Raw genomic sequence first — 22,681 nt, 5'->3', positions numbered from 1 at the left:
CCACGGGACACGCGCTGGATGTCTGGGGTTGACCGGGTGCGGAGTGACCGTGTCAGGCCGCTGAAGCCTGAGCGGCCCGCTCGACGCGGCGGTGGGTCCGCGTGCGCCACGCCAGCCACAGGCTGAAGATGAACAGCGCCACGCCCACGCCGGTGAAGGCGCCGCCCACGCGCAGGGACGCGCGCCGGTCATCCCGGGTCACCTCCAGCGGTCCCGCGCCCGGCGCGGCGAGGTAGCGCTCCACCTGCTCCTTCACGGCGGTGGCCTCGGCCTCCTCGGTGGCCCACTGCGCGAAGAGGGGCAGCTTGCCCTGCGTCGTCTCCAGTTGGGGTCGGAAGATGGGCACGGACGCGCGGCGGGCGCTGCGGCTGCGCTCCACCTTGACGGCCTGAATCGCGTCCAGCGGCAGCGTGGCCAAAGGCTCGCGCGTGAGCCACCCGGAGCGAGTGAGGGTGCAGGGCCCACCCGGCTCACAGCGGAGGTCCATCCGCGACTTTCCGTCCAGGAGCCACAGGCCGAACACCAGGAAGGGCAGGGCGAGGAGGAGGAAGGCCGCGGTGCCAATGGCCGTGGAGCGGCTGGCGAGGGGCGTGTCGTCGGTGGGGGCAGCGGGAAGGGGCTCGCTCACGGTCACCACTCATAGACCGGGAGCCTCCGGCTGGCAGCGGTTTCGTGCACTCGTCGACAGCCGCCCCCGGTCAGCGGGCGACCGGGCGCTGTGTACCCCCCAACCCTTGACCCTGGTGTCCCAGCCGCGCGGTGAACACCTCAACCAGGATTCGGCACTCGAATGGGCAGGAGCCGCGCATGAAGGCCGTCGCCGTCTTTCCCGGGAAGAAAGAGGTGCGCGTCATCGACGCGCCAGAGCCCCAGCTCCAGTCTCCCACTCAGGTGAAGGTGCGCACCCGCGAGGTGGGCGTGTGCGGCACGGACAAGGACATCGTCTCGTTCACCTACGGCTCGCCGCCTCCGGGCTCGGACTTCCTCATCCTCGGCCACGAGTGTCTGGGCGAGGTGGTGGAGGTGGGCTCGGCCGTGAAGGGGCTTCAAGTCGGGGACCTCGTCGTCCCGCGCGTGCGCAGGCCGTGTCCTCACGCCACCTGTCCCGCGTGTCGCGGCGGTCATCCCGATTTCTGCATCACCGGGGACTTCACCGAGCGCGGCATCAAGGAGGCCCATGGCTTCTGCTCGGAGCACTTCGTGGAGGACGTGGCGTATGTGCACCGAGTGCCCACGGAGCTGCGCGAGGTCGCCGTGCTCACCGAGCCGCTGACCATCGCCGAGAAGGGCCTGCGCCAGTGGGAGCACATCCAGGAGCGCCTGCCGTGGCGGCCCGCACCGGGGCGCGCGGTGGTGCTGGGCGCGGGTCCGGTGGGACAGCTCGCGGTGCTGACGCTGCTGCGGCGGGGCTTCGCCACCACGGTGTACTCGCACAGCCGCAAGCCGAACCCGAAGGCGGACGCGGCGGAGGCGGTGGGCGCGCCCTACCTCTCCACCCAGGACGTGTCCCCGGCTGAGCTGGTCCGCCGCGTGGGTCCCGCGGACGTCATCTACGAGGCCACCGGCGTGGTGAAGCCGGCGTTCGACGCGCTCGAGGCGCTGGCGAACAACGGCGTCCTCATCTTCACGGGGGTGCCGTCGGACAAACAGCCGCTGACGCTCGAGGGCGCGGAGTTCCTCAAGCAGGTGGTGCTGCGCAACCAGGTGCTGCTGGGCACGGTGAACGCGGCGGCCACGGACTTCGACGCGGCGCTGGAGGACCTGGCTCGCTTCCGTGCGCGCTGGCCGGGGGGGCTGGAGCGGCTCATCACCTCGCGCCATCCGCCGGAGGCCTTCCTCGACGTGGTGACGGGCAAGGCGGGCAAGGGAATCAAGCAGGTCATCACCTTCAGCTGAGGGCGAGGTGCGTATGCAGGGAGGCAGACATTCGGTGGCGGGGGGCTCGGTGCCCATCGAGGACCACGGCGTCATTGGCGACCTGCGCACGGTGGCGCTGATAGGCAACGAGGGCACCATCGACTGGATGTGCTACCCGCACTTCGACAGTCCCAGTGTCTTCGCCGCGCTGCTGGACCCGGAGAAGGGTGGCCACTGGCGCCTCCATCCCCAGCCGGACGGAGTGATGTGCAAGCAGTTCTACTGGCCGGACACCAACGTGCTGGTGACGCGCTTCTACACGCCGGACGGCGTGGGGGAGCTCATCGACTTCATGCCCATGGGGCGGGATGACGAGAAGGACGTGCGCGAGGTGCTCCGGCGCGTGCGCGTGGTGCGCGGAGAGATGGCGTTCGAGATGGAGTGCTTCCCGGCCTTCAACTACGCGCGGGACACGCACACGACGCACCTCATCGCCGGCGGGGCCGCCTTCGAGTCGGAGAAGCTCCAGCTCACCCTGGCGTCCTCCGTGCCCATGCGGCGCGCGGAGCGGGGTGTCACGGCGAGCTTCGTGCTGCGGGAGAACGAGTCCGCCGTCTTCACGCTGCGCGAGGGGATGCGGGTGTCGTGCGAGGAGCTGGTGCACAGCCACGACTCGGCGGAGAAGGTCTTTCGCGCCACGGTGGAGTACTGGCGCCACTGGCTGTCGGGCTGTCAGTACACGGGGCGCTGGAGGGAGACGGTGCAGCGCTCGGCGCTGGCGCTGAAGCTGATGACGTTCGCCCCGACGGGCGCGATTGTCGCGGCGCCCACGTGCAGTCTGCCCGAGTCACCCGGTGGCACCCGCAACTGGGACTACCGTTACTGCTGGCTGCGGGACGCGGCCTTCACCGTCTATGCGTTCCTGCGCATCGGCTTCAAGAAGGAGGCGGCGGCCTTCATGCGGTGGGTGGAGGCGCGGTGCGCGGAGCAGGGGGACGGGCCGCTGCCGCTGATGTTCTCGTTGGATGGCAGCCGGGTGCCGGACGAGGTGGAGCTGCCGCACCTGGCGGGCTATGGCGGCGCGAAGCCGGTGCGCATCGGCAACGGGGCCGCGGACCAGCTCCAGCTCGACATCTATGGCGAGCTGATGGACTCGGTGTACCTGTTCAACAAGTACGCGGCGCCCATCTCCTACGACTTCTGGCGGCACCTGCGGAGGCTGGTGGATTGGGTGTGCGAGCACTGGAACCAGCCGGACGAGGGCATCTGGGAGGTGCGCGGAGGGCGGCGGCACTTCGTGTATTCGAAGCTGATGTGCTGGGTGGCGGTGGACCGGGCCATCCGGCTGGCGGACAAGCGCAGCTTCCCGGCGGACCGACCCCGGTGGCTCGCGACGCGCGACGCCATCTTCGAGGACATCATGGCGCGGGGCTGGAGCGAGGAGCGCGGCTCCTTCATCCAGGCGTATGGGAAGGACACGCTGGATGCGGCGAATCTGCTGATGCCGCTGGTGTTCTTCCTGTCGCCGGTGGACCCGCGGATGATCTCCACGCTGGACCACATGCGCCAGCCGCCATCGAAGGGCGGGCTGACGTCGGACGGGCTGGTGTTCCGCTACGACGTGGAGGCCACGCTGGACGGCATCGCCGGCAGCGAGGGCACCTTCAACCTGTGCAGCTTCTGGTTGGTGGAGGCGATGACGCGAGCGAACCCGGTGCGGCCGGATTTGCTGGAGGAGGCGCGGCTCACCTTCGAGCGGATGTTGGGCTACGCCAACCACGTGGGGCTGTACGCGGAGCAGACGGGCATGTCGGGCGAGTCGCTTGGCAACTTCCCGCAGGCGCTCACCCACCTGTCGCTCATCAGCGCCGCGTACAACCTGGACCGGACGCTGGGGCGCAAGGACTGACGGGACGCAGAACCACTCGTCGTCGGCCTCCGTATTGAGGGAGAGTGAGGCTCCACCGCGTCAGGTGGGCTCACCTCTCCGGTTCCCTTCATGGCCGCTCCGCTTCCGTCCGTCCCCGTGTCCTCCCCCGCACCCGGCGCTCGTGTCCTCCGCGTCCTCAAGGGCGTTGTCGCCGTCGTGGGGTTGCTGGTGCTCGCGACCCTCGGCGTGCGCCTTCGCTACGGGGGAGGCGAACCGTACCCGGACGTGACGGGCATGCCCCTGTTGCCGGACAGCGCGCTCGAAGAGGTGGTGCGCAGCGCGGAGCCCATCGGCAACGTGGCGGTGTCCTCGACGGGGCGCCTGTTCTACACGCTCCACCCGGAGAGTCGGCCGGAGGGCGCGAAGCTGTGGGAGTGGGTGGACGGCAAGGCCGTGCCGTTCCCCGCGGAGGCGCTCCAGAAGAGGCTCTTCGACACGGTGCTCGGCATCACCATCGACCGGCGTGACTGGCTGTGGACCATCGACCATGGCAATCACGGCCTCGGCGTGCCGCGACTGCTCGCCTTCGACCTGGCCAACGGGCACCTCGCGCACGAGTTCGACTTCCCGCCGCAAGTCGCGCCGCCAGGCTCCTTCCTCCAGGACCTGCGGGTCGATGCCCAGGGCGGCACGGTGTTCATCGCGGACGTGGGCTTCTGGCGCCGCTCGCCCGCGCTCATCGTCTACGACGTGGCCGCGAAGCAGGCGCGCCGCGTGTTGGAGAAACACGAGTCCGTCTTCCCGCGCGACTTCGTCATCCGCAATCCCATCAAGGAGATGGTGTTCTTCGGCGGGCTCGCCGCGCTGAAGTGCGGCGTGGACGGCATCGCCCTGGACCCGAGCGACGAGTGGCTGTGGTTCGCCGCGATGAACCACGACACCATGTACCGGGTGCGCACCCAGGACCTGCGCGACGCCAGCCTGGATGACGAGGCGCTCGCCCAGCGGCTCCAGGCCGTGGGCCGCAAGCCGCTCAACGACGGGCTCAGCGCGGACGCGCAAGGCAACGTGCTGATGACCGACGTGGAGCACGGGGCCGTGCTGCGGATGAGTCCGGAGGGACGGCTGGAGACGCTGGTGAAGTCCCCGCGCATCCGCTGGGCGGACGCGCTCAACCACGGGCCGGACGGCTGGCTCTACGTGGCCGACAGCGCCATTCCCCACCACATGCTCCAGTCCAAGGCGCACATCGCGGCGAACGGCCCCTACTTCATCTGGCGCTTCAAGCCCGGCATCGGCGGCATCGCCGGCATGTGAGGCCCGGCGCCCGGCGCGTCTCCACCCGTGTCAGCCGCCCTTGTCCGCCCGCGTCCGGCCGGCGCACGAAAGGACACGGCCATGGGAGACCCACGCAATCCGAAGCGGGCGAACGAGCCCTGGAACCCCGAGCGACTGCGCGTCAGCGAGGAGGAAGTGCTCGCGCTGGCGCCGTGGGTGACGGTGTCCGGCGGTTGGGCGTGGCACTTCATGGCGCCCCCGCATGAGGAGCTGAAGCTCTACCACGACCACAAGGACGTGGACCTCTTCGTGGAGCCCTCGCGCTTCCCGGAGGTCGTCCCGGTGCTCACCGCCCGGGGCTACCACCGCATCTGGACGCGCTTCGACGCGACGAGCACGCACTTCTACCGCTACGCGCGGCATGACGCGGGCGGCAAGGTCATCCTCGACGTCTTCGTCCGGAGCGTCCCGTCGGTGGAGGCGCGCGGCGTGCGCGTGGTGGACCCGGCCACGCTGCTCACCTTCTACGGCGACATCCACAGCACGGAGGATTGCGTGTCCGTGCTCGCCGCCCGCGCGCTGCTCGCCAAGGGAGAGAGCCCCATCGGCCGCGCGGAGCTCGTCACCCGGCCCTCATGACTTTGGAGCGCGCGAGGCCCGTGAAGCCTCGCGCGCTCGAGTCACGTCACTGCACGTTGAAGTGGTAGTTGTTGCCGAAGTTGGAGTCCCACGCCTGGCAGCCCCAGCGGCTGGTGTTCTCGAACCAGATGGCCAGGTCGCCGCGCGTGTTGAGCGGAATCGACGGCGCGGGCGGGTTGGGCGTGGACGAGAAGCCCGCCACCCAGAAGCTCTGCACCGGGCCGTTGTTGAACTGGTAGTGGCCGGTAATCGTCCACCCCGGCGTGTTGGCGTTGATGTTGCCCCGGCACTGCGTCAATCGCGAGGCGTCGTAGACGATGCTCACGGCGCCGCCGAAGGGCAGCGGGTTGGAGGAGGCGAAGACATTCCAGCCCTGGGACGGGGACTGGAAGGTGATGCTCGGCGCCGTTTGAGACACGGCCACCGAGGCGACGAGCAGCGAGACAGCGGCCAGCAACCACCGGAAGTGACGACGCAGCAAGGCAGGACTCCTTGTCGAAAGAGGCACGGCACCAGGGATACGCGGGCCGACGGCTCCACCGGCCACGGCGACTTCCTCGCGGCTTTGCCCCGCGAGCCGCCCCGGAGTCTTCTACAGTCGGGCTCCCCCACTCCTTACGCTCCGCGCCATGGCCGACCCAAGACTCGCCTTCTACCGACTCGCCGTCCGCGTCGACGCCCACTATGACGCGATGAGCCGGAGCTTGCGCCGCTCGCTGGGCATCGCCCCGCCGCTGCGCATCCTCCCCTACCGGGGCCATGGCACCTCCGAGCGCGCCGTCATCAAGGCCCGCGTCCTGGAGGACCGCCACATCCGCCCGCAGAAGCAGCGCCACACGCTGTGGAGCAGCGCGGTGGCCTCCTACAAGCGCTACATGACGCGCGAAATCGCGGGCGCCCACGTGGCGGTGCGCTGGGGCGACAAGCGCTGGGAGGGCACCACCGACGAGGAGGGCTTCCTGGAGCTGTGGGTGACCCCTCCGGAGGGCGTGCGCTCCGGCTGGCACATGGTGGAGCTGGAGCTGTTGTCGCCGGAGCCGGAAGGAGTGCCTCGCGTGGCGGCCCCCGTGCGAGTGGCCGGCGCGAGCGCGAGCTACGGCGTCATCAGCGACATCGACGACACCGTCATCGTCACTGGCGTGACGGACCCGCTCAAGCGCGCCTGGGCCCTGTTCCTCACCGAGCACCGCGTGCGCCTGCCCTTCCCGGGCGTGGACGCCTTCTACGCCGCGCTCCAGGCGGGCGCCGAGGGGACGGGCGACAACCCCATCTTCTACGTCTCCAGCAGCCCGTGGAATCTGTACGAGCACCTGGACGAGTTCCTCGCGCTGCACCACATCCCCACCGGCCCGCTGCTGCTGCGCGACTGGGGCCTGTCCAGCCAGGGCTTCGCGCCCGGCGGCGGCCACGGCCACAAGCTGGACAAGATGCGCGGGCTGCTTGGCGACTTGGAGCACCTGCCCTTCATCCTCATCGGCGACAGCGGCCAGGAGGACGCGGAGCACTACCGCACCATCGTCCGCGAGTTCCCCGGCCGCGTCCTCTGCGTCTACATCCGCAACGTGCCCGGCCACCCCGACCGCGCACGCGAGCTGGAGCGCATCGCCGCCGACATCCGCGACGCCGGCAGCCAGCTGCTCGTCGTGGACGACACCACGACGGCTGCCCGCCACGCGGCCCGCTCCGGGTGGATTCAGTGGAAGGAGGTCCTCGAGGTGGAGGCCCATCGTCGTGAGGAGGTCTCCAGGGACCTCGGAGGCTGACTTACGGAATTACAGCGTCGGCATCATTTTGTGAGTAATGCTTGAATTCCAACCTTCAGTTGTGGCACAGGCGCACCTGATTATCCGGTCTGTCCGTTGTTTCCACATCCCTGAGGGAAGCGAGTTCTCGCGTGGCCACCTGGTGCATCCGTTTTGCTGGTCACTCACCGCGCTGGTCCCAGGCGCGTGGGGTCTGGCGGTGTTCGAGGACGCCCAAGCAGGTGTGTGCGCCGAGGGCGCGTCAGCGTCCGCCCCTGCGCACTCCGCGCCGCAAGGCGAAGTGCTCGTGGTGGACGACGCGGCGGCCCTCGTCGGCGCGCTGAAGCGGGCTGTCGGTGGGGCTCCGGACGTCGGGGCCCCGTGGTTCAAGGCAGGGGACGGCCGCCCTGGAACTGGGCCAGGCGGGTGGCGCGCTCCATGACTTCTCCCTGGGCCCAGCGCTTCTCCGCGCCCGCGGGAGGCGTCAGCCGGCGCCAGGCGCCGTCGGCCTGCAGCTCCCACGCGTGGGTGTTGTCCGCGAGGCTGCGCTCCAGCGAGTCACGCACCTGCGCGGCCAGCGTGGTGTCCTCCACCGGCGCGAGGATTTCCACACGGTGGTCCAGGTTGCGAGGCATCAGGTCCGCGGAGCCGATGTAGCAGCGCAGCTCCGTGCCGCGCTCGAAGATGTAGACGCGCGCGTGCTCCAGGAAGCGGCCCAGCGTGGACACGACGCGGATGTTCTCCGAAATGCCGGGGACGCCGGGGCGCAGGCAGCAGATGCCTCGCACGTTGAGTTCGACCTTCACTCCGGCGCGCGACGCGTCGTAGAGGGCGCGGATGATGCCCGGGTCCACCAGCGCGTTCATCTTCATCTGGATGCGCGAGGGGCGCTCCAGCGTGTGGGCGACGACGGTGCGTTTGATGTGCTCCAGCAGGCCCTCGCGCATGGTGAGGGGCGCCACCAGCAGCTTGCGGAAGCTCTTGGGGCGTCCGAAGCCGGTGAGGTAGTTGAACAGGTCCGCCACGTCCGCGCCGATGTCCGGGTCCGTGGTGAACAGGCCCATGTCCGTGTAGAGGCGCGCCGTCTTCGGATTGTAGTTGCCGGTGCCGATGTGCACGTAGTGCCGCACCCGCTCGCCCTCGCGCCGGACGATGAGGATGGCCTTCGCGTGTGTCTTCAGCGAGGGGATGCCGTACACGACGTGCACGCCCGCCTCTTCCAGCGCGTTGGCCCACTTGATGTTGGTGCGCTCGTCGAAGCGGGCCTTCAGCTCCACCATGCACACCGCCTGCTTGCCGTTCTCCGTGGCGGTAATCAGCGCGGGCACCAGCGGCGAGCTGTCGGACGTGCGGTAGACGGTTTGCTTGATGGCCAGGACATCCGGGTCCGCCACCGCCTCCGTGACGAAGCGCTCCACCGACGAGGCGAACGAGTCGTAGGGGTGGTGGACGAGCAAGTCCCCGCGCCGCATCGCCGCCATCACCGTGACGCCCTCGGGCGAGTCCGTGTCCGGACGCAGCCGGGGCTGGGTGACGGACACCCACGGCGGGTCCTTCAGCTCCGGGAAGCCGGGCGCGAAGGCGATGGCCTGCACGTCCCCCAGGCCCAAGAGGCCCTGCTCCTCGTACACCTGCCGCGACTCCAGCCCCAGCGCCTCCACCAGCGGCTCCAGCAGCTTGGGGCTCATGCCCGCCTGCACCTCCAGGCGGATGACGTCGCCGAACCGCCGCTGCCGCAGCTCCGTCTCCACCGCCTTGAGCAGGTCCTCCGCGTCCTCGGACACGGTGAAGTCCGCGTCGCGGGTGACTCGGAACAGGCTCCAGCTGAGCACCTCCATGCCGGGGAACAGGTCTCCCAGGTGCTGGGCGATGACCTCCTCCAGCGGCACGAAGACGTTGTTCTTCAGGGGCAGGAAGCGGGGGAGCAGCTCCTTGGGCACCTTCACCCGGGCCACGCTCTCCTCGCCGGCCTCCGGGTCTCTCAGCAGCACCGCCAGGCTGAGCGACAGGTTGGAGATGTAGGGGAAGTGCCGGCCCAGGCCGATGGCCAGCGGGGTGAGCACGGGGAAGATTTGCTCGCGGAAGCGCTGATCCACCTGGGCGCGCTGGTCGGCGTCCAGCTCCTTCGCGTTGAGGATGCGCAGGCCCTTCTCCGCGAGCGCGGGCCGCAGGAGCTTCTCGAAGATGGCGCTGTGGCGCTTGCTCTGCTCGAAGATGCCCTCGTGCAGCTTGTCGAGCGTGTTGCCCGGGGCCGCGCCGTCCGGCACCAGCCGAGCCACGTTGGCGCGCACCTGTTCGTGCAGGCGCGCGACGCGAATCATGAAGAATTCGTCCAGGTTGCGCGCGTAGATGGCCACGAACTTGAGCCGCTCCAGCAGCGGCTCGTCCGCGGACTCCGCCAGCTGGAGCACCCTGTCGTTGAAGGCCAGCCAGGACAGCTCGCGATTGAAGAAGAGCCCCTCATCCATCTCCGCCCCCGCTGGCAGGGCATCCCGCTCCAAGGACTTCTGGGGGGGGACGCTGCGTCCGGCGGCGCCTCGCTTCGCCATCTTTCACGACTCCTGGTTCCTACCTCGGCGGGGATGTAGCAGGCCGGCCTCCCACCGATTGTGAACTTCGATGTCACGAAAGGAAGCCCTCCAGCGCACGGTACACGCCCGGGAAGTTGCCGGGCGGGCGTTACCGGAAGCCCCGCGTGGAGTTTCTTGCATCCGCGCTGTTGGAACGGCATGTCAGTCGACGTGAGCCCGACAGAGAACCCCTTGAATGCCTCCCTGGTCTCCGCGCCGACGGACGCTGGCAACCTCTTCACGGCCTATGACAAGGAGGACCGCAAGGCGTCCCGAGGCCGCTGGGCGCTGGCGCTCCTGGCCGCCCTGGTGCCGGTGGTGCTCGCGGTGGTGTTCTGGACGATGGTGCGCGAGCAGCGCCCCACGTTCCAGGTCGTCACGCCCCATGGCTTCAAGTCCATGCACGGTGGCATGACGACGGACCAGGTGATGGCGCTTTTGGGCCGCCCCATGACGCGCGAGCGCGACGCGACGGGCGCGGACTGCTACCGCCACGGCGCGCCGTCGGTGGAGAAGGAGTTCTTCCTCGTCTATTCGGTCTGTTACGAGGACGGGAAGCTGCGGGACGTGAAGCAGCAGAAGTTCTCCGCGTGGTCCGTGGAGCCGGAGACGGGCAGCTTCAAGGCCCCGTCCGGCGACGTGGCGCCCGCGCCCACCGGCGCCCCGGAAGCGGCGGCCCCGTCGTCCACCGCGGGCTCGCGGTAGTCCCTCCGCTCCAGGCACTCCCCTGACTCGCGGCGGGCCCGACTGCCCGCCACCCGACGCCAAGCCGTCCCATGGGCGGGGGTGTGGGCTCATGGCCGGCAGCGCCACCTTGTGGGCTGGGTGAGGTTCGGGCTGGAGGCTGATGTCCGGAGGGGGGCGGCGTGGGGCGGCCGTGGACGTTCTCACAGCGCGTCGGCGCTGGCTTCATCGCGTCCCTGCTCGTGGCGCTGGCGCTGGCGGTGACGTCGGCGGTGACGCTGCTGTCGGTGCGCTCCAGTCACAAGGCGAGCCTGCTCGAGTTGTCCATGGACCTGCTGGAGGTGGAGCGCCTGCGCCGGGCCTTCAGCGACAAGGTGTCCAGCGAGCGGGGCTATGCGCTGTCGGGTGACGCGCTCTTCGCCGAGGAGATGGTGGCGTCGCGCGAGCGCTTCATCGCCACCTATGAGCGGCTGAAGCCCCGGCTGGGCACGGAGCCCTCGGCGTCGCTCCTGGAGTCCGTGATGCGCGCGGAGCAGGAGCATGAGCAGGCCGTGCGGGAGCTGGTGGTGGCGCATGCCAGCCAGGTGCCCCGCTCTCGGTTGGAGACCCTCTTCGAGGAGCGGGTGGGGGACACGCGCCTGCGCGCCTATGAATCGCTCCAGCAGCTCTCCGCGAGCGTGGAGGAGCGGCTCGCGCTGGGCATCCAGGCGGCGGTGGAGGTGGACGAGCGGGTGCTGGTGCTCACCCTGGTGGCGGCGAGCCTGGGCCTGGCCCTGGCCGGGGTGCTGGCGTGGGTGTTGTTGCGGCGGCTGCGTCCCTTGCGGGAGGAGGCCGAGGCCAGCACGAAGCGCTTCCAACTGCTCGTCGAGGGGGTGCAGGACTACGCGCTGCTGCTGCTGGACGAGCGGGGCCGGGTGGCGAGCTGGAACCCGGGCGCCACGCGCATCACCGGCTATCAGGCGGCGGAGGTCGTGGGCGAGTCGGTGGACCGCTTCTACCCTCCGGACGAGGTGGCGCTGGGGCTTCCGGAGAAAGATTTGGCGCGCGCGCGGCGGGACGGGCGGCTGCGCACGGAGGGGTGGCGCACGCGCAAGGACGGCACGCACTTTTTCGCGGAGGCCCTCATCAACACGCTGCTCGACGACGACGGCGAGGTGCGGGGCTACGCGGCGGTGACGCGCGACATCACCGAGCGGCAGCGCGCCGAGCGCACGCAGCGGTTGTTCGCGGAGGCCGGCCGCGTCTTCCAGCAGTACCTGGACCCGGACCTGATGGTGGCGGAGCTGGCGCGGATGATGGTGCCGGAGGTGGCGGATGTCTGTCTGCTGTACATGCTGACCCCGTCCGGACAGCTGCGGCCCCGGGCGGTGAAGCATGTGGTGGCGCAGAAGGAGCCCTCGCTGTGGGAGGCGGTGCGGCGCTATCAACCTCCGCCGGATGTCCCCCAGGGCCTCTGGCAGGTGGTGCGCACGGGGCGCTCCCAGTGGGTGCCGGACGTGTCGCCGGAGATGCTGACGCAGGGAGCGCAGGACGCGGAGCACTTGAGACTGATGGAGCAGGTGGGCGTGCGCTCGTACCTGGCGGTACCGCTGCGCGCCGGAGAGCGGACGCAGGGGGTGCTGGTGCTGCTGATGTCCCTGCCGGAGCGGCGGCTGACGCTGTCGGACCAGGTCTTCATGGAGGAGCTGGCCGGGCGCGCGGCGCTGGCGCTGGACAACGCGCGGCTCTTGCGCGAGGCGCGTGAGGCGGTGGAGCTCATCGGCGTGGCGGCGCATGACCTGGGCAATCCGCTCAACACGCTCCAGTTGCTCTTGCGCAGGCTGCTGCGCACGGACCAGGCGGTGGAGCGGGAGAAGGTGCGTGACGGCCTGGGCACGGCGCTGAAGCAGACGCAGCGGCTGGGGCAATTGCTGCTCAACCTGCTGGACTTGTCGCGACTGTCCTCGGGGCGACTGGTGCTGGACGTGGCGCCGGTGGACCTGGCGGACCTGGCGCACGAGGTGGTGGAGCGCTTCGCCGCGCACGCCGCGGAGGTGGGCAGCAAGTTTGTCTTCGACGCGGAGCTGGGGCTGGTGGGCCAGTGGGACCGGCTGCGATTGGACCGCGTGGTGACGAACCTGGTGTCCAACGCGCTGAAGTTCGGCGCGGGACATCCGGTGGTGGTGCGGGTGGAGCGCGCGGGGCTGGCGCGGGCGCGACTGGTGGTGCGCGACTTCGGCGAGGGCATCGCCCTGGAGTCGCAGCGGCGCATCTTCGACCGCTTCGAGCGGGTGCCCTCCGCGGGCCGCCACGCGGGCTTCGGACTGGGGCTCTACATCGTCCGGCAACTGGTGGACGCGCACGCGGGCTCCGTCCACGTGGACAGCACGCCGGGCGAGGGCTCCACCTTCACGGTGGAGCTGCCATTGATGGAGCTGGGCGCGGAGCTGGAGGACGACGCCATGGAGCCGGCTCCGCCCGGGGCGACCTAGGCTAGAGCTTCTCCATCGTGTCCGCGGTGCGTTCCTCGCGGACGTTGCCGGTGTTGAGGGTGGTGGCCGGCTCGAAGAGGAGGACATGGACCTCCTCCTCCGCGACGGGCCGGTGCTCCACGCCCCGGGGGATGATGATGAACTCGCCGGGCTCCACCTCCACGGTGCGCTCGCGCAGCTCCATGCGCAGCCGGCCGTGGAGGACCAGGAACAGCTCGTCCTCGTGCTCGTGGTGGTGCCAGGTGAAGGGGCCCATCAGCTTCGCCAGCCGGACATGTTGTCCGTTCAGCTCACCCACCACTTTGGGGGACCAGTGCTCGGAGAACAGGGTCAGCTTCTGGGCAAGGTTGACCTTGTCCACGCTCGGCGATGCCATGTGTGTGCTCACTTCATTCGTTTCCGCCTCCGCGGTGTCGGACTCGACGCGGCGGCGGGAGTCCCAGCGGGGCGGGCGCGCGCAACTGGAGCTGGGGCTTCGGGGGGGTGCGCTCATTCCGGGGTCTCTCCTATCAGGACGCGGAGTCTTGAATCCACCATGCACGAGGCCCGGGACGGATGTCTGTCTTTCCATCCAGACACCGCCGCTCATGGACACCTCGCGCGAGGTTGGGTCGACTACCCGACGAAGGGTGAGGCCTGACTCAGTCTGGATAGAACATCGGGTCCCGCGTGATGACGAACGAGGAGATGACGGAGGCCACCTCGTGCGGCAGTCCGGTGAACTGCACGCCCACCCCGGGCATCAGCTCCGGCATGCGGGGATTGGACTCGCGCACCCAGCGCACCACGCCCGTCACCTTCATGGGCCGGCCACCCGGCAGCGTGAAGTCCAGCTCCACCTGCGTGCCGCGAGGCACCGCGTCCACCGTGGCGATGAAGACGCCGCCCTCGCTGATGTCCATCGAGAAGCCGGTGAAGAAGTTGGAGTCGCTGCGCATGTCGATGGACGTGTGCATCCGCACGCGCCCGTTGCGCCGGGCCTCCTGGCCGTCCGCGCTCGCCGCTCCCCGCGCCGGGGGGGAGGGCAGCGCCAGGCCCTGGGACTTCACCGTGGCGGCGGCCTGCGCCAGATCCGCCTGACGCACGCGAGCGGCCTCCTGCTGCGCGCGCGTGGCGGCCTCCTGTCGGGCCCGGGTCCGCGCGGCGCTGGCCTCCACCTGCTGCTTCAGCGCGGCCTCCGCGTCCGCCACGGCGCGTGACACCTGCGCGGTCTGCTCCTGCTGGATGCGCAGCGCGGCCTGCACCTCCGTCCCCATCCGCTTGCGCGCCTCCAGGGCCTTCTCGCGCGCCTCCAACGCCTTCGCGCGCGCGGCCTCCACGTCCAGGGACGGCACGCGAGCGGCCTGGAGCCTGGCCGCCTGCTCGCCCACCTGCGGGTCGGCGTCGGGTTCCTGGTGGGCACGGGCCAGCGCGGCGCGCACGCCGTCGAGTCGGGAGGTGAGGGCGGCGGCGTCGGCGAGGGCGCGCGTCACCTGCTCCGCGAGGCGGGACTCCTGGGCGGACAGCTCGCTCTCGGCGCGAGCCAGCTCGGCCTCACGGGGGCCCGACGGGGGGACGCGGGCGGCAGGGGACGGCGAGGTCATTCTTGGGACTCCAGAGGGCCGGCACTGTAGCAGGCTCCCCGGGAAGTCCACGCGCCCCTCGCGTGTGGGTCAATCCGCGCCCTTGATGCAGGCGACGGGCTTGAGGCGCCGGGCGACTCGGGCGAGCCCCGCCATCTCCACCGTCTCCAGCACGTCGTCCAGGTTCTTGTAGCAGGGGCCGGACTCGTCGAGCGGCGTCTGGCGGGTGTTGAGGATGATGCCGGACTCCGCCATGCGCGCGTCGGTGGCGCCCTGGTCCAGCACGCGCCGGGCCTCGCCTCGGGACAGGCGCCGGCCGGAGCCGTGGTTCACCGAGTAGATGGACTTGGACGCGCCCTCTTCGGCGAAGAGGATGGCGCTGCCGGTCTCCATGGAGCCTGGAATCAGGATGGGGTGGCCGGTGTCCTCCCACGTGGTGCGCTTGAGCGCGGGGTGGCCCGCGGGGAACGCGCGCGTGGCGCCCTTGCGGGCGACGAACTTCCCGGCCTCCTTCTGGATGAGGTTGTGGGAGATTTCGTAATAGACGCTCGCGGTGCCGCCGAAGACGTCCTCCAGCGCGGCGCACACGGCCTCGCCGATGATGAGCCGGTTGGCCACGGCGAAGTTGGCCGCCATGTTGTGCAGGTTCCAGTACTCGCGGCCCATCGGGCTGTCGGCGTCGAGCCAGACGAAGTCCTCGCTGCGGCTCTTCAGGCCCAACTGGGCGGCGCCCTTGACGAAGAACGTCTTGGCGATGTTCCACCCGAAGCCCCGGCTGCCGGTGTGGAGCATCACCCAGACGCGGCCCTCTTCATCCACCTGCATCTCGGTGAAGTGGTTGCCACCGCCCAGGCTGCCCAACTGGCCGCGCTTCTCGTAGGCCCGGTCGGGGATGTCCACCCGGTCGTCTTCCACGGGGATGAAGTCGCGCTCGGTGATGGCGGAGCCTCGGCCCAGGGCCTTGGCGCCGTGGCGGACGACCTCCGCGAAGGCTCGGTCGGACACCTTGCGCTGCGCCTGCACGCGACTGGCGCCCACGCCCACGGCGATGCGGCGGGTGACCTGCTCAATCCACTGGCGGCGCTTCGCCGGATCCGCCACGTCCTCCGCGTTGAGGGACGTCTGGAGCTGCACCATGCCGCAGCCGATGTCGTAGCCGGCGGCGGTGGGCAGGAGGATGCCGTCGGTCTCCACCACGGTGCCGATGGGGACGCCGTAGCCCACGTGACAGTCGGGGGTGACGGCGACGCGGGTGACGCCGGGGAAGGACGCGGCGTTGACCACCTGGTCGAAGACGGCGTCCTCCATGCCGGGAAAGTCGGGGCCTTCTCCCCACAGGAGCTTGTCGGAGAGGAACAGGTCCGCGTCGACCTTCATGGTCTTGGTCTTCGGCAGGACGTAATGGCCTTCGGCGGCCTTTTCCAAACGCTGCTTCCAACTCATGGCTTTGCCTCCCCTGACGCCCCTGGACAGGGGTGAACACGCGCGAGGGACGGGAGCGTCCGAAAGAAGCTGACCCTGGCGCCCGGGTTTCTCCGTGCCTCCGAGGATGCTGGGAGAGCGGGCGGGAAAGCGAGCGAATTTCCGGGGTTTTCCCTCGGAGAACGGGGGAGGGCGCCAGGGCGCGACGCGGTGTGTGGGTGGCGCCTGCCCCGGACCTTGGGACGATGAAGAAGGGCGGGTGCTGTTGCCGTCTCGACGTAGGCAACGCATCCTCGTGGTGGCCCCGAGGCCTGGTTCGCACACCCGGACAGTCGACCGAAAGTCGGCTCGCGTGCGAAGCGCGGGAATTGGATCGGCCGAGGACTTGCCGCATTCCGGCTCCAGGCCCATCCATCTCCCATCCAGGCAGGGGGTGGGCGATGGGTTTCCTCGGTGGGATGTTCCTGGCGGTGGCGTTGCAGGCGGTGCCGGCGGATACGTTGGCGGGGCCGGTGTTCAATCCGTCGATCTGCGCGAAGAAGCGCGTCGATGCGTGCGGTTGTCACCACGTGTATGGGATTCGGCACTGCCATCCCAACCGGAAGGGTGAGCACTGCGAGGCGCCGGTGAAGGCGCAGGTGTCGGAGGAGAAGGCGGAGGCTCCGGTGCTGGAGAGCCGCGAGTCGGAGCCGGCGAAGACGACGGAGCAGGAGAAGGCCCCGCAGCCTCCGGCGACGCACGAGAAGAAGCGCTTCGACCCGAAGAAGTCCGTGCCGATGTAGCCCGCGAGCGCCGCGCAAGTCCTGGTGTGAAGGCTGGATGCGCCTCCGTGTCGTGGGGCGCTCCGCCAGACGCGTGTCAGCGACGGTGGGCGAGGATGCGCAGGCCCACGGGCTGGAGCGAGTGCTCGTCCAGGCGACGTTGCTCGACGGTGAGCAGGTGCTCGGCCACGCGCTCACCGGAGACGGTGTTGTCGTGGGCCTCGATGGCGCCTCTCGCCAGATAACGGAACAGGTAGGGTCCGCGAGTCACCTGGGAGACCTCGAAGCCTCCGTCGCGGAGCGCGGTGAGCATCGCGGCTCCGGTGTGGAGTGGCTCGTCGTGGTGCTCGTGCTCGTGGTGCCAGCGCTCCAGGGGTGGCTCGGAGGGGGCGCCGTGTACGGCCTCGGCGGGAAAGCGTCCGGCGACGGCCAGCAGGTCCTGGGTGTCGTAGTACCAGCGCGCGGTGGTCTCGTCCGGCGCGGCCAGGTCGAAGTCATCCACGACGAGCACACCCCCGGGGACGATCAGTTCGCGCAGCCGCGCCACACTCGCTTCGAGCGGAGTGAGGTGGTGGAGGACGGTCACCGCGACGACGGCGTCGAAGGGCTGCTCGGAGGTGAAGCGCAGCAGGTCTGTTTCCTCGAAGCGGACGCGCGGTGAGCGTGGGGTGTCGCGCAGGCGAGTGTCGATGGCGACGACGTCATGGGCTTGAGCGGCGAGCTGACCCGCGAGGGAGCCGTCACCGCAGCCGACTTCCAGGACACGGCGCCGCGCGGAGAGGGCGGGAGCGACGAAGGCGAGCGTCTCGCGAAGGGTGAGGGGCGTCATGGCGGTGACGTGCATCGTGGTCGGCGGGGACCGCGAGGGGCAAGCTTCAGCGCCAGGATTCACGGCGGGGACCGGCGCACCGTGGAGTCGCGAGCGCGAGGGCAGGTCGGTTGCCAGGAGAGGTCGCCGAACCCGTTCGTGCTGCGCGGGTTGGCGGTGTCCGTGTCAGTGCGCGATGAGCGGAGTGGTGTCCGAGATGGGTTCGTCGCGGGGGTGTGAGGACACGTCTCGAGGGGGCAGCGGGAGGGACTCCGCGCGGCTCAACGACAGCGGTCCCTCGGCGCGGATGATGACCCAGTGGGACTGAGGCGAGACTCTCATCGCCACGCTGTTGGGGCTCAGCCATCGAAGCTCGGGCCGATAGGTCGCCACGGGCGTCACCGTCACGGGGCCACCGGTGGTCCAGAGACTCGCGCTCACCTCGACCTTGGGTGTCTCGCGAGGCACGGGAGCCGACGCGCTCACTGTGGTGTGCAGTGCCTGGGCGGGAGACATGGACGCGCTCGCGGTGGTGTGCAGCACTGTCGCGCGAGACAGGGGCGGGCTCGCGGTGGCGTGCAGCGCCTGGGCGGGAGACCGGAGTGCGTTCGCGGTGGCCGTTGCTGCCTGCTCGGGAGACAGGGGCGCGATTGTAGTGGTGCGTGGTGCCTGGGCGAGAGAAAGGGGCACGCTGCCGGTGGTGTGCAGTGCCTGAGCGGGAGACAGGGGCGCGATTGTAGTGGCGCGTGGTGCCTGGGCGGGAGACAGGGGCACGCTGCCGGTGGCGTGCAGTATCTGAGCGGGAGACAGGGGCGCGATCGTAGTGGTGCGTGGTGCCTGAGCCGGAGACACGGCCGCGCTCATGGTGGCAGTTGCTGCCTGCGCGGGAGACAGGGGCGCGATTGTTGTGGTGCGTGGTGTCTGGGCAGGAGCCCGAGGTGCGCTCGCGGTGGCCGTTGATGCCTGCGCGGGAGACAGGGGCGCAATCGTAGTGGCGCGTGGTGCCTGCGCGGGAGTCGGGGTCACGCCTGTCCGCAGAGCCGTGGTGTCCCGTGCCGCGACGAGCGTCCCGCGCACCACGGGCACGGCGATTTCACGCGGCGCCTCCACCTGTCGTGGCGCGACAGCACCGCGCGGCGGAAACGAGCTCGGCATCGTCGGTGCGGAGGGCACGGGTGCCCGAGTCGCGGGCCCAGGTGGCTTCACCTTCACCGGCGCAATGGCCGGCGCCGAGGGCAGCGGCCCCGGCACTCGAGTCTCTTCCGCGGCTCGCAGCACGAAAGGAGGCGGCGGAGGAGGCGGTGTCTTCACTCGCGCGTCCGGGGTGCGCGGAGCCACCGCCACCGGGGCCTCGCTCACCGTGACGAGCCCCGCCGCGTGACTGTAGAGCCGCTCGTCCTCCAGCGCCGTCGAGGGCGGCAGCGACGCCTGTCCCATGCGCGTGAAGTCCGACAGGAGCACCGGGTCCCTCGGGTCCAGCTCCAGCGCCGCGCGAAGCGACGCGCGGGCCCGCGCCTCACAGCCCTGCGCGAGCAACAGCTCCGCCGCCGTGCGATACGACGCGATGGCGGCCTGCCGGTCCCCCGTGCGGCGACAGATTTCCGCGTGACGCACCCGCGCGTTCGGGTCCTTGGGCACCATCCGAAGGATGCGCGAATGGACCTCCGCGCATTCGGCGTACCGCTCCTGGACGAACAACAACTGCGCGGCTTCCTTCAACGCTCTCAACTGGGCCTGTGCGCGCTCGCTCATCGTCCTGTCCTCCGGAACGGATGCCCTGCGGGGGAAAGCAGGCGGCATGCCGTGGCGCCCGCGCACGCTCGAACGGTCCACTGTCCACCGGAGACACTGGCTCATGGCGCGAAAGCCCGTCTTCGAGCGAGCATCCACCGGGGACTCCAGGGCGAGGCGCCCCGCGCATCGAGGCTCGCGACCTAAGGGAGAGCCTGTAGAAAAGGCGCCCCGCGCTGTAACAATGAAAGCCCGGTGTGTACCGGCGGTGGCCCGTTCCGAGGTGTGCATGTCGAAGCAGCACAGCCGCTCGCACCTCTTCGTCCAGCACCTGCCGCCCGCCGCGCGTCGCTGCGCGGAGGTGCCCGGACTGGAGGCCCTGCTGGAGTCGTGGGTGTCCGCCGGACGACACACGTGGCCGGACGTGGTGCTTCCCGAAGAGGACTTCCTCCGCCATGTCGCCCAGCGGCTCGTGCCGGGCCAGGAGCCCGTGGACACGCTCGCCGCCGTGCCCGTGTCGGACCTCTATCTGGCCTGTGCCTGCGCGCGAGGATTGCCCGCCGCCCACGCGGCCCTGGAGCGGCACTTCTTCCCCAAGGTGGCCAGTGCCATCTCCCGGGTGCGGGGTGGTGGCGTGGACGCGAAGGAAGTGCTCCAGCAATTGCGTCAGCGACTCCTGGTCCCCGCCCAGGATGGCGCCGAGCCGAGAATCGCCGAGTACCAGGGAGGAGGTCCGCTGGCGGCCTGGCTGCGCGCGGCGGCGGTGCGGACGGCGCTCAACCTCCAGCGCGCGGAGGGCCGGCGTGCGCGCGCGGAGGAGGACGGGGACGGGACGATGTTCGAGCGGGTGGGCGAGGCCGGCCGGGACATCGAGCTGGACTACCTCCGCCGACGTCACCAGCAGGACTTCCGTGACGCCCTGTCGGGAGCGCTGGCGACCCTGTCCGCCCGGGAGCGCACCGTGCTGCGGCTGCACGTCGTGGACGGGGTGAGCCTGGAGTCCATTGGCGTCATGTACCGGGCGCACAAGTCCACGGTGTCGCGCTGGATGTCGCAAGCGAGGCAGACGGTGCTGGTGGGCGTGCGGGAGCGGCTCGCGGAGCGCCTCCAGTTGTCGTCGGGCGAGCTGCACAGCCTGATGCACGCGGTGCGCAGCCAGCTCGACATGAGCCTGTCGGGATTGCTGCGCGGCGAGCCCGGGCCCGGATAGGCCCAGAGGCGCTCTCCACTTTTTTCGCGGTCCGCGTGCAACACGTCACGGGGAGCGGTGTCACCGGAATGAAGGCGGGGCAAACGCGCCTCGGTTCACTCAAGGAAGGACACACCTCATGCGGAACGGACTGGTGGGATTCACGTTGATGGCGCTGGCGCTGGTGGGCACGAGCGCGGCGGCGGAAGAGCGCATCGAGCTCAAGCCGGGCGAGCAGCGAGTGCTCGACCTGAAGGACCTGACGCGGGTGGCGCTGGGAAACGTCAATACGGCGGAAGTGAAGACGCTGGGCAAGGGGCAGCTTGAAGTCACCGGCAGGGAGGCGGGCACCACGAAGCTGCTGGTGTGGAAGAAGAGCGGCGAGCGGCTGGAGTATTCCATCGTCGTGACGGACGGCGCCGCGAAGGAGAAGTAGGCCGCGCGGCGGGTGTGTCGTGGTGCATGGGGAGGAGGGCCCGAGTCCTTGCCGGGCCCCTCTCTCCTTCCTTCTGGGGGGGCGAGGTGGTGAAGATGCGACGCACGCACATGAGCCCGCTGCCCACTTCCGCGTCCCCGGCGTGTCCGGATGAGAACGCGCTCGCCGGCTTCGCGAGTGGCGTGTTGCCTCCGGCGGATGTTCCGGCGATGGCCGCGCACCTGGACGTCTGCGAGGACTGTCGAGCCCTGGTCGCCGCGGTGGCGGCAGAATCCTCCGCGCCGAATCCAGGCGGGCTGTCCCAGGGGCCCACGCGGCTGGACTCGAGGGTGCCATCCCCGGAAGGGGAGAAGCCGGGCGTCGCGGGAGAGCTCCTGCTCGAAGGGACGCGACTGGGGCCCTATGTCCTGCGCGAGCTGCTGGGCGTGGGAGGCATGGGCGTGGTGTACGCGGCGGAGGACCCGAGGCTGGAGCGAAGGGTCGCGGTGAAGCTGCTGCGTCCCCTCCGCGAGGGCATCGAGGGTGAGAATCGGGTGCGCCTGTCGCGAGAGGCGCAGGCGATGGCGCGCCTGTCCCATCCCAACGTGCTGCCTGTCTTCGAGCTGGGCTCGGTGGATGGACGGGACTACCTGGCGATGGAGTGGGTGGAGGGAACGACGCTCGCGGGCTGGCTGCGCGAGCGGGAACGTCCCTGGCGTGACGTGCTGAAGTTGTTCCTCGCGGCCGGAGCGGGGCTGGTTGCCGCGCATCAACAGGGGCTGGTCCACCGCGACTTCAAGCCGGCCAACGTGCTGGTGGGCAGGGATGGACGTCCTCGTGTGACGGACTTCGGCCTCGCCCGTCGATGGCGGCGCGAAGACAGTGATGCACGCGCCGCCGCCGAGGTCTCCACGACGACGCTGCCGCTCGCGACGGACCAGGAGGAGACCGCGCTCACGCGAGAGGGCACCACGCCGGGCACGCCCGCGTACATGTCACCCGAGCAGCGCCAGGGCAGGGCCGTGGACGCGCGAAGTGACCAGTACAGCTTCTGTGTCGCGCTCTACGAAGCCCTCCACGGCGAGCGTCCCGACAGGTCGTCGAAGCGGACCTCCGTCGAGGCTCGCGGCAAGAAGGGCCCCAGGTTGCCGGCGCACGTGCGGGCCGCGCTGGCGCGAGGGCTCGCGAGTGAACCGGAGGCACGCCACCCCTCGATGGAGGCCTTGCTCCAGGCGCTCTCCGGGCCCTCGTCCGTGAGCAAGAAGTGGCTGGGGGGCATGGCGCTCGTGCTGGTGGTGCTCCTCGGAGCGGGCACGTGGGCGCGGGCGTGGCTCCAGCCGGAGTTCGCTCCGAAAGAGAGCGAGGCCTTCCTGTCGGAGGTGGAGTCCGCGCGGAAGGCCAGCGGCAACGTCTTCTTCCCGATGCTGCTTGGGGAAGCGCGCAAGCTGGAGCTGCCCGGACTCAGTCGCGTCGCCATCGGGCGCTCGGACCTCGTCGAAATCCAGTCCGTGGAGAACGGGTTGCTGCTCACGCCGCTCTCCTCCGGCGCCACCCACCTGCTGGTCTGGACCCGCGATGGGAAGCGGGGCCTCTACACCGTGTCCGTCACGAGCCCCTGACCCACGCCTTCAAGACCACGACGCGGTGGACACGGGCCCGACGGGAACACCGTCGGGCCGCAT

19 protein-coding genes are annotated in these 22,681 nt (G+C 70.1%); 11 read left to right on the top strand and 8 right to left on the bottom strand.

Annotated elements, in window-relative coordinates; genetic code table 11:
• Positions 1 to 52: 52 nt before the first annotated feature.
• The gene (locus HUA74_RS21690; RefSeq protein WP_174456047.1) at positions 53 to 628 is read right to left on the bottom strand and encodes a hypothetical protein; all 576 of its coding nucleotides are present in this window, start codon (positions 626 to 628) and stop codon (positions 53 to 55) included.
• A gap of 179 nt (positions 629 to 807) precedes the next feature.
• Between HUA74_RS21690 and HUA74_RS21685 the strand changes: the two genes are divergently transcribed.
• The 4 genes from HUA74_RS21685 (at position 808) to HUA74_RS21670 (ending at position 5,644) form a co-directional block, all read left to right on the top strand.
• On the top strand, positions 808 to 1,896 hold the full coding sequence (locus HUA74_RS21685; protein WP_174456046.1) for a glucose 1-dehydrogenase: 1,089 nt from the start codon (positions 808 to 810) through the stop codon (positions 1,894 to 1,896).
• Between the two features lie 13 nt (positions 1,897 to 1,909).
• Entirely contained in the window at positions 1,910 to 3,766 is a 1,857-nt protein-coding gene (locus HUA74_RS21680; protein WP_174456045.1) for a glycoside hydrolase family 15 protein, read from the top strand.
• Between the two features lie 90 nt (positions 3,767 to 3,856).
• On the top strand, positions 3,857 to 5,044 hold the full coding sequence (locus HUA74_RS21675) for an L-dopachrome tautomerase-related protein (protein WP_141641877.1): 1,188 nt from the start codon (positions 3,857 to 3,859) through the stop codon (positions 5,042 to 5,044).
• An 81-nt stretch (positions 5,045 to 5,125) separates the two neighbouring features.
• Positions 5,126 to 5,644 carry a hypothetical protein gene (locus tag HUA74_RS21670; protein ID WP_174456044.1) on the top strand — a complete coding sequence of 173 codons (519 nt, stop codon included), beginning with the start codon at positions 5,126 to 5,128 and terminating at the stop codon, positions 5,642 to 5,644.
• Between the two features lie 46 nt (positions 5,645 to 5,690).
• Here the strand turns inward: HUA74_RS21670 and HUA74_RS21665 are convergent, their stop codons facing one another.
• Positions 5,691 to 6,125 carry a DUF6209 family protein gene (locus HUA74_RS21665; protein ID WP_174456043.1) on the bottom strand — a complete coding sequence of 145 codons (435 nt, stop codon included), beginning with the start codon at positions 6,123 to 6,125 and terminating at the stop codon, positions 5,691 to 5,693.
• 148 nt (positions 6,126 to 6,273) lie between these two features.
• Between HUA74_RS21665 and HUA74_RS21660 the strand changes: the two genes are divergently transcribed.
• Complete coding sequence (locus HUA74_RS21660; RefSeq protein ID WP_141641880.1) at positions 6,274 to 7,407, top strand: App1 family protein; 1,134 nt, start codon at positions 6,274 to 6,276, stop codon at positions 7,405 to 7,407.
• A 365-nt stretch (positions 7,408 to 7,772) separates the two neighbouring features.
• On the opposite strand, the gene ppk1 is transcribed toward HUA74_RS21660, so the two are convergent.
• Positions 7,773 to 9,935, bottom strand: coding sequence for a polyphosphate kinase 1 (ppk1, locus tag HUA74_RS21655; RefSeq protein WP_174456042.1), 2,163 nt, complete (start codon positions 9,933 to 9,935; stop codon positions 7,773 to 7,775).
• Positions 9,936 to 10,148: 213 nt separating this feature from the next.
• Between ppk1 and HUA74_RS21650 the strand changes: the two genes are divergently transcribed.
• Positions 10,149 to 10,661 carry a hypothetical protein gene (locus tag HUA74_RS21650; protein WP_174456041.1) on the top strand — a complete coding sequence of 171 codons (513 nt, stop codon included), beginning with the start codon at positions 10,149 to 10,151 and terminating at the stop codon, positions 10,659 to 10,661.
• Positions 10,662 to 10,822: 161 nt separating this feature from the next.
• The gene (locus tag HUA74_RS46650) at positions 10,823 to 13,111 is read left to right on the top strand and encodes an ATP-binding protein (protein ID WP_174456040.1); all 2,289 of its coding nucleotides are present in this window, start codon (positions 10,823 to 10,825) and stop codon (positions 13,109 to 13,111) included.
• 1 nt (position 13,112) lies between these two features.
• Here HUA74_RS46650 and HUA74_RS21640 read toward each other — a convergent pair whose 3' ends face one another.
• The 3 genes from HUA74_RS21640 to HUA74_RS21630 form a co-directional block, all read right to left on the bottom strand.
• Positions 13,113 to 13,487 carry a cupin domain-containing protein gene (locus HUA74_RS21640; RefSeq protein WP_174465237.1) on the bottom strand — a complete coding sequence of 125 codons (375 nt, stop codon included), beginning with the start codon at positions 13,485 to 13,487 and terminating at the stop codon, positions 13,113 to 13,115.
• 265 nt (positions 13,488 to 13,752) lie between these two features.
• Entirely contained in the window at positions 13,753 to 14,694 is a 942-nt protein-coding gene (locus tag HUA74_RS21635) for a TIGR02266 family protein (protein ID WP_174456038.1), read from the bottom strand.
• 69 nt (positions 14,695 to 14,763) lie between these two features.
• Complete coding sequence (locus HUA74_RS21630) at positions 14,764 to 16,116, bottom strand: RtcB family protein (protein ID WP_141641885.1); 1,353 nt, start codon at positions 16,114 to 16,116, stop codon at positions 14,764 to 14,766.
• A gap of 419 nt (positions 16,117 to 16,535) precedes the next feature.
• On the opposite strand from HUA74_RS21630, the gene HUA74_RS21625 reads away from it, so the two are divergent.
• Entirely contained in the window at positions 16,536 to 16,877 is a 342-nt protein-coding gene (locus HUA74_RS21625) for a hypothetical protein (protein ID WP_174456037.1), read from the top strand.
• A gap of 76 nt (positions 16,878 to 16,953) precedes the next feature.
• Here the strand turns inward: HUA74_RS21625 and HUA74_RS21620 are convergent, their stop codons facing one another.
• Together HUA74_RS21620 and HUA74_RS21615 are read right to left on the bottom strand one after the other, a co-directional pair.
• Positions 16,954 to 17,685: a bifunctional 2-polyprenyl-6-hydroxyphenol methylase/3-demethylubiquinol 3-O-methyltransferase UbiG gene (locus HUA74_RS21620; protein WP_174456036.1), complete on the bottom strand. Its 732-nt coding sequence runs from the start codon at positions 17,683 to 17,685 to the stop codon at positions 16,954 to 16,956.
• 165 nt (positions 17,686 to 17,850) lie between these two features.
• Positions 17,851 to 19,416, bottom strand: a complete 1,566-nt coding sequence (locus HUA74_RS21615) for a bacterial transcriptional activator domain-containing protein (protein WP_174456035.1) — start codon at positions 19,414 to 19,416, stop codon at positions 17,851 to 17,853.
• Positions 19,417 to 19,684: 268 nt separating this feature from the next.
• Between HUA74_RS21615 and HUA74_RS21610 the strand changes: the two genes are divergently transcribed.
• The 3 genes from HUA74_RS21610 to HUA74_RS21600 all read left to right on the top strand — a co-directional run bounded on the left by HUA74_RS21610 (position 19,685) and on the right by HUA74_RS21600 (position 22,618).
• Positions 19,685 to 20,605, top strand: coding sequence for a sigma-70 family RNA polymerase sigma factor (locus HUA74_RS21610; RefSeq protein WP_174456034.1), 921 nt, complete (start codon positions 19,685 to 19,687; stop codon positions 20,603 to 20,605).
• A gap of 118 nt (positions 20,606 to 20,723) precedes the next feature.
• The gene (locus HUA74_RS21605) at positions 20,724 to 21,020 is read left to right on the top strand and encodes a pilus assembly protein N-terminal domain-containing protein (RefSeq protein ID WP_174456033.1); all 297 of its coding nucleotides are present in this window, start codon (positions 20,724 to 20,726) and stop codon (positions 21,018 to 21,020) included.
• A 95-nt stretch (positions 21,021 to 21,115) separates the two neighbouring features.
• Entirely contained in the window at positions 21,116 to 22,618 is a 1,503-nt protein-coding gene (locus tag HUA74_RS21600) for a protein kinase (protein ID WP_254625170.1), read from the top strand.
• Positions 22,619 to 22,681 lie beyond the last annotated feature (63 nt).

Origin of the sequence: Myxococcus sp. CA051A (assembly GCF_013336705.1) — a bacterium.
GTDB classification, from domain to species: Bacteria; Myxococcota; Myxococcia; order Myxococcales; family Myxococcaceae; genus Myxococcus; species Myxococcus llanfairpwllgwyngyllgogerychwyrndrobwllllantysiliogogogochensis.
Note: the sequence above shows the minus strand (reverse complement) of the source record. Positions and strands in the feature narration are given on the sequence as shown.